This is a genomic window from Pseudoalteromonas sp. NSLLW24, from assembly GCF_015864725.1.
Classification (GTDB): Bacteria; Pseudomonadota; Gammaproteobacteria; order Enterobacterales; family Alteromonadaceae; genus Pseudoalteromonas; species Pseudoalteromonas arctica.
Genome location: NZ_JADYWQ010000010.1, coordinates 149,857 through 157,459 on the forward strand (window position 1 = coordinate 149,857; position 7,603 = coordinate 157,459).

At 42.8% G+C, this 7,603-nt stretch carries 4 protein-coding genes and 1 pseudogene; all 5 read left to right on the forward strand.

From position 1 onward, the window contains the following. Positions 1 to 9: 9 nt before the first annotated feature. Complete coding sequence (gene rpoC, locus I6E72_RS12450; protein WP_007580130.1) at positions 10 to 4,185, forward strand: DNA-directed RNA polymerase subunit beta'; 4,176 nt, start codon at positions 10 to 12, stop codon at positions 4,183 to 4,185. Between the two features lie 194 nt (positions 4,186 to 4,379). Next, complete coding sequence (gene rpsL, locus I6E72_RS12455) at positions 4,380 to 4,754, forward strand: 30S ribosomal protein S12 (protein ID WP_008165517.1); 375 nt, start codon at positions 4,380 to 4,382, stop codon at positions 4,752 to 4,754. 97 nt (positions 4,755 to 4,851) lie between these two features. Then, complete coding sequence (rpsG, locus tag I6E72_RS12460; RefSeq protein WP_010555004.1) at positions 4,852 to 5,322, forward strand: 30S ribosomal protein S7; 471 nt, start codon at positions 4,852 to 4,854, stop codon at positions 5,320 to 5,322. Between the two features lie 27 nt (positions 5,323 to 5,349). Further along, positions 5,350 to 7,464 carry an elongation factor G gene (gene fusA / locus I6E72_RS12465; protein WP_007580132.1) on the forward strand — a complete coding sequence of 705 codons (2,115 nt, stop codon included), beginning with the start codon at positions 5,350 to 5,352 and terminating at the stop codon, positions 7,462 to 7,464. A 62-nt stretch (positions 7,465 to 7,526) separates the two neighbouring features. Beyond that, a pseudogene (locus I6E72_RS12470) lies at positions 7,527 to 7,603 on the forward strand (GTP-binding protein); the annotation flags it as partial.

A 7,603-nucleotide genomic window follows, 5' to 3' on the forward strand; every position in this document is an offset into this window, starting at 1 on the left:
AGAGCTAAGGTGAAAGACTTACTTAAGTTTCTGAAGCAACAAAATAAGACCGAAGAATTCGATGCAATTCGCATTGGTCTTGCTTCACCAGACATGGTTCGTTCATGGTCATACGGTGAAGTAAAGAAACCTGAGACTATTAACTACCGTACTTTCAAGCCTGAGCGCGATGGCTTATTCTGTGCCCGTATTTTCGGCCCAGTGAAAGATTATGAGTGTTTATGTGGTAAATATAAACGCCTTAAACACCGTGGTGTGATCTGTGAAAAGTGTGGCGTTGAAGTAACACTCACTAAAGTGCGACGCGATCGTATGGGTCATATCGACCTTGCGAGCCCAGTTGCACATATATGGTTTTTAAAATCATTACCGTCACGTATTGGCTTAATGCTAGATATGACGCTTCGTGATATTGAACGTGTTCTTTACTTCGAATCATTCGTAGTAACTGAACCTGGTATGACAACGCTTGAGCGTGGTCAGTTATTAGGTGAAGAAGAATACTTAGATTCACTAGAAGAGCACGGTGATGAGTTTGAAGCTAAGATGGGTGCTGAAGCAGTTTTAGACTTGCTTCGTGAACTTGATCTTGCTCAATTAATTGCTGAGATGCGTGAAGAGTTACCAACAATTAACTCTGAAACTAAGCGTAAAAAAATCACTAAACGTCTTAAGTTAATGGAATCGTTCCACCAATCAGGTAATAACCCTGAGTGGATGATCATGACAGTACTTCCAGTATTGCCACCTGATCTACGCCCATTAGTACCATTAGACGGTGGTCGTTTTGCGACATCTGATCTAAATGACCTTTACCGTCGTGTTATTAACCGTAATAACCGTCTTAAGCGTCTACTAGATTTAGCAGCACCAGACATTATTGTACGTAACGAAAAACGTATGTTACAAGAAGCGGTAGATGCGCTACTTGATAACGGTCGTCGTGGTCGTGCAATTACAGGTTCTAACAAACGTCCTCTTAAATCTCTTGCTGATATGATCAAGGGTAAGCAAGGTCGTTTCCGTCAGAACTTACTTGGTAAGCGTGTGGATTATTCAGGCCGTTCTGTAATCACAGTTGGTCCTACACTTAAGCTTCACCAATGTGGTCTTCCTAAGAAGATGGCACTAGAGCTATTCAAACCATTCATCTATGGCAAATTAGAACGTCGCGGCATGGCTACGACAATCAAAGCTGCTAAGAAGATGGTTGAACGTGAAGTTCCGGAAGTATGGGATGTACTTGACGAAGTAATTCGTGAACATCCAGTATTACTTAACCGTGCACCAACACTTCACCGTTTGGGTATCCAAGCGTTTGAACCTGTGCTTATCGAAGGTAAAGCGATTCATTTGCATCCATTAGTATGTGCGGCTTACAACGCCGATTTCGATGGTGACCAAATGGCGGTACACGTACCGTTAACAATCGAAGCGCAGCTTGAAGCTCGTGCATTGATGATGTCAACAAACAACATTCTATCTCCTGCGAATGGTGAGCCAATCATCGTTCCTTCACAGGATGTTGTATTGGGTCTTTATTACATGACTCGTGACCGCATTAACGCTAAAGGCGAAGGCGCGATATTTAAAGATCCAAAAGAAGCAGAAAAAGCATACCGCAGTGGCAATGCAGACCTTCACGCAATTGTGAAAGTACGTATTAGCCAATCAGTTAAAAACGAAGACGGCGTAGTAGAAGATACTATTACTGTTATCGATACAACTGTTGGTCGTGCGATTCTGTCTCTAATTTTACCTAAAGGCATGCCGTTTGCGTCAATCAACCAGCCGCTAGGTAAAAAGCAGATTTCTGGCTTATTGAATGAGTGTTACCGTCGTCTAGGTCTTAAAGATACAGTTATCTTTGCTGACCAAGTTATGTACACCGGTTTCCATTATGCAATGAAGTCAGGTGTTTCTATCGGTATTGATGACTTAGTTATCCCACCGGTTAAAGCACAGATAATTGAATCAGCTGAAGCTGAAGTTACTGAAATCAACCAACAATTCCAATCAGGTCTTGTAACGGCTGGTGAAAAGTACAACAAAGTTATCGATATCTGGTCACGTGTAAACGAAAACTTATCACGTGAGATGATGTCTAACTTGTCGAAAGACACAGTTATCAATGCACAAGGTGAAGAAGTAGAGCAACCGTCATTTAACTCAGTGTTTATGATGGCCGACTCAGGTGCTCGTGGTAGTGCTGCACAGATTCGTCAGTTGGCGGGTATGCGTGGTCTAATGGCACGTCCAGATGGTTCAATCATCGAGACGCCAATCACAGCTAACTTCCGTGAAGGTCTAAACGTACTTCAGTACTTCATCTCAACGCATGGTGCGCGTAAAGGTCTTGCCGATACAGCACTTAAAACAGCAAACTCGGGTTACCTAACGCGTCGTCTAGTTGACGTTGCACAAGATTTGGTAATCAATGAAGATGACTGTGGCACAGAAGATGGCTTAACAATGAAACCGCTTATTGAAGGTGGTGATGTTGTAGAAGCACTTCGTGAACGTGTTCTAGGTCGTGTTGTTGCTGAAGATATTGTGATTCCAGGTACTAATACAGTGCTTGTTGAACGTAATATCATGCTAGACGAAAAACTGTGTGATCTTTTAGAAGAGCATTCAGTAGATGAAGTTCGTGTACGTTCTGTTATCACTTGTGATAATGACTTTGGTGTTTGTGCTAACTGTTACGGTCGTGACCTAGCACGTGGTCATATCATCAACGCTGGTGAATCGGTGGGTGTTATCGCGGCACAGTCAATTGGTGAGCCGGGTACACAGTTAACAATGCGTACCTTCCACATCGGTGGTGCGGCATCTAGAGCATCTGCAGAAAATAATGTACAAGTTAAAACTAACGGTACATTAAAACTTCATAACTCTAAGTACGTATTAAACACAGACGGTAAGATTGTTATTACCTCTCGTTCTACGGAAATTACTATCATTGATAGTCATGGTCGTGAGAAAGAGCGTTATAAAGTACCTTACGGTGCGGTATTAACAGTGCAAGACAATGCTGAAGTTCTAGGTAACGACATTGTTGCTACTTGGGACCCGCATAGTCACCCAATCGTTCTTGAGCATAAGTCAAAAGTATCGTTTAGCGATATCGATGATTCAAATACTGAAGCACAGACTGATGAGCTAACTGGTTTAACCCGTGTAGTTGTAAAAGATCTTGCTAAAGTAAATACGAAAGAACCAAAGCTTATCATTGAAAGTGAAGAGCGCGGTCTGCAAGAAACACGTCTTCCTTCATTCACAACGATTGAAGTTATTGACGGCGTTACAGCAAACCCAGGTGACGTGTTAGCACGTATTCCGCAAGAAGGTTCGAAAACTCGTGATATCACGGGTGGTCTACCACGCGTAGCCGACTTATTTGAAGCTCGTAAGCCAAAAGAACCAGCTATATTAGCTGAAGTAACTGGTACAATTAGCTTCGGTAAAGAGACTAAAGGTAAGAAGCGTTTAGTTATTACTCCAGCTGAAGGTGATCATTACGAAGAGATGATTCCTAAATGGCGTCAACTTAACGTGTTTGAAGGTGAGCAAGTGTCTAAAGGTGAAGTTATCGCCGATGGTCCTGAATCACCGCATGACATCTTACGCCTACGTGGTGTGACTCATGTTGCTAACTATATCGTTAACGAAGTGCAAGAGGTTTACCGTTTGCAAGGCGTTAAGATCAATGACAAGCACATTGAAACAATTATCCGTCAAATGTTACGTAAATGTACCATTATGCACGGCGGTGATACTGACTTCTTAGCCGGTGAACAAATCGAAGTGGCGCGCGTTAATATCGCAAACCGTGACCTTGAAAAACAAGGTAAGATACCAGCTAAGTTTGAAATCCAGTTAATGGGTATCACAAAAGCATCACTAGCAACAGAATCTTTCATCTCTGCAGCGTCTTTCCAAGAGACAACACGTGTTCTTACAGATGCGGCAGTGAATGGTAAGAGCGATGAACTTCGCGGTCTTAAAGAAAACGTAATTGTGGGTCGTTTGATCCCAGCCGGTACCGGTTTTGCGTATCATCAAGAACGTATGGCTCGCCGTAAACAAAGCAAAGTAGTAGTAGAAGAGCAAACAGTAAGTGCAGAAGAGGCAACTCAAGCACTTACAGACGCTCTAAATGCTGATTTGTCTGGAAATCAATAAACTGTTCTTAATCAATAGATTAAGTAATCGCAAGGCAGTTATATGCTGTCTTGCGGTTAGTTTAGGTTGACAGGTTAAACTTTGCTCATTAAAATTCCGCCACCCATTTACTTGTGTGCTTAATGCAGGCTCGTAAATAAAGGGCGGATTTTTTATTTTTTTCAGTAGTAATTTTAATTTCAGGAGCTATTTAAATGGCAACTATTAACCAGCTAGTGCGTAAGCCACGCCGTAGCAAGGTTACGAAAAGTAACTCAGCTGCACTAAAAGCGTGTCCGCAAAAGCGCGGTGTATGTACTCGCGTATATACAACTACACCTAAGAAACCAAACTCGGCGTTACGTAAAGTAGCACGTGTACGTTTAACTAACGGTTTCGAAGTAACTTCATACATTGGCGGTGAAGGTCATAACCTTCAAGAGCATAGTGTAATCCTAATCCGTGGTGGTCGTGTTAAAGATTTACCAGGTGTGCGTTTTCACACTGTTCGTGGTGCACTTGACTGTGCAGGCGTTAGCGATCGTCGTCAAGCTCGTTCTAAATACGGTACAAAACGCCCTAAAGGCTAATTGTATTCCGTTAGTAAGGCCAAGCACTAAATATTTATAATTATTGTTTTGGGTGATTGACTCGAAAGAGCAAACCTGAATAAACCGGAGATACAAAATGCCTAGAAGACGCGTAATCGGTCAACGTAAAATTCTTCCAGATCCTAAGTTCGGATCGGAACTTCTTGCTAAATTCGTTAACATCGTGATGTTAGACGGCAAGAAATCTACTGCTGAAAAAATTGTTTATGGTGCGCTAGACGTGGCTGCTGAGAAATCAGGCAAGTCGCACCTAGAAATCTTTGAAACTGCACTTGATAACATCCGCCCACAGGTAGAAGTTAAATCTCGCCGTGTTGGTGGTTCAACTTATCAAGTACCAGTTGAAGTACGTCCAGTTCGTCGTAACGCATTAGGTATGCGTTGGTTAGTAGACGCTGCACGTAAGCGTGGCGAAAAATCTATGGGCTTACGTTTAGCTCAAGAAATCGTTGACGCTTCTGATAATAAAGGCACTGCGGTTAAGAAACGTGAAGACGTTCACCGTATGGCTGAAGCGAATAAAGCATTCGCTCATTACCGTTGGTAATCTGTCTTTAACCTTTAAGAGGATCATATGGCACGTACAACTCCACTTGAGCGCTATCGTAATATAGGTATTGTCGCTCACGTAGATGCAGGCAAAACCACCACAACAGAACGTGTTCTGTTCTACACGGGTCTTTCTCATAAGATCGGTGAAGTACATGATGGCGCTGCAACTATGGATTGGATGGAGCAGGAACAAGAGCGTGGTATCACAATCACTTCTGCTGCAACAACGTGTTTTTGGAAAGGGATGGACGCTCAATTTGACGCCCATCGTATCAATATTATTGATACTCCAGGACACGTAGATTTCACTATCGAAGTAGAGCGTTCTTTACGCGTATTAGATGGTGCGGTAGTTGTTCTTTGTGCTTCATCTGGTGTACAGCCGCAAACTGAGACAGTTTGGCGTCAAGCGAACAAATACGAAGTTCCGAGAATGATCTTCGTAAATAAAATGGATCGCACGGGCGCTGACTTCTTAGCTGTGGTTAGCCAGGTGAAATCTCGTCTTGGAGCAACGCCTGTTCCAATTCAGTTGCCTGTAGGCGCTGAGGACGACTTTAAAGGTGTTATTGACCTTATAAAAATGAAAGTGATTAACTGGAACGAAGCGGACCAGGGTATGACTTTCTCTTATGAGGCAATACCGGCAGAACTTCTGGAATTAGCTGAAGAATGGCGCTCTCACTTAGTTGAAAGCGCTGCTGAAGCAACAGAAGAACTAATGGATAAATACTTAGAAGGTGAAGAGTTAAGTGAAGCAGAAATTAAAAATGCTTTACGCCAACGAACATTAGCTAATGAGATTGTTCCAGTTACTTGTGGTAGCGCATTTAAAAACAAAGGTGTTCAAGCTGTGCTTGATTGCGTTGTTGAATATATGCCTTCACCAGAGCAAGTGAAACAAATCCAAGGTATCCTAGAAAATGGTACTGAGGAAGAACGTCCAGCTAATGATAAAGCGCCGTTTGCTGCACTCGCTTTTAAGATTGCAACAGACCCGTTTGTTGGAACCTTGACCTTTTTCCGTGTTTACTCTGGTACTGTTAAACAGGGTGACACGGTATATAATCCAGTAAAAAGTAAGCGTGAGCGACTTGGCCGTATCGTACAGATGCATTCAAACTCTCGTGAAGAGATCAAAGAAGTTTTCGCAGGCGACATCGCGGCAGCTATTGGTCTTAAAGACGTAACAACAGGTGAAACACTGTGTGATCCGAATTCTATTATTACGCTTGAGCGTATGGAATTCCCTGAACCAGTAATCTCTATTGCGGTTGAGCCCCGCACTATAGCTGACCAAGATAAGATGGGTATCGCGCTGGGTAAACTAGCTGCTGAAGACCCTTCTTTTCGAGTACAAACTGACGAAGAATCAGGCCAGGTTATAATCTCTGGCATGGGTGAACTTCACCTAGATATCATCGTCGACCGTATGAAACGTGAATTCAGTGTTGAATGTAACGTTGGTAAGCCGCAGGTCTCATACCGAGAAGCTATTCGTTCAACTGTTAAGGTTGAAGGGAAGTTTATACGTCAGTCAGGTGGTCGTGGTCAATATGGTCACGTTTGGATTAAACTTGAACCGATGGATATTACGGATGATGAGTCACCAATTTACGAGTTCGTTAACGAAACCGTAGGTGGTTCTGTTCCTAAAGAGTTCGTCCCTGCGGTAGACAAAGGTATCCAAGAGCAAATGTCTCAAGGTGTACTGGCAGGCTACCCATTACTTGGCGTTAAAGCGACTTTATATGATGGTTCATTCCATGATGTAGATTCGAATGAAATGGCATTTAAAATAGCAGGTTCACTGGCAATGAGAGATGGGGCGCTTAAAGCTAACCCTGTACTACTAGAGCCAGTAATGAAGGTTGAAGTACTCACTCCTGATTCAAATATGGGTGATGTAGTTGGCGACTTAAACCGTCGCCGCGGCATAATCGAAGGCATGGAAGATGCATTAGGTGGACTTAAGCAAATTAATGCGCAGGTTCCTCTTTCTGAAATGTTTGGTTATGCGACTGCTTTACGATCTGCAACACAGGGCCGTGCCTCATACTCTATGGAGTTTGTGAAGTACGCTGAAGCCTCTAAAAACGTTGCAGATACAATAATTTCAGCTCGCGCTGTTATATAATTTTAGCTTGTCTGGCTCAATAGTGAGTCAGGCTTTAATTTCTTTATTAGGAATTTTTTAAGATGGCAAAAGAAAAGTTTGAACGCGTAAAACCGCACGTAAACGTTGGTACAATTGGCCACGTTGACCACGGTAAAAC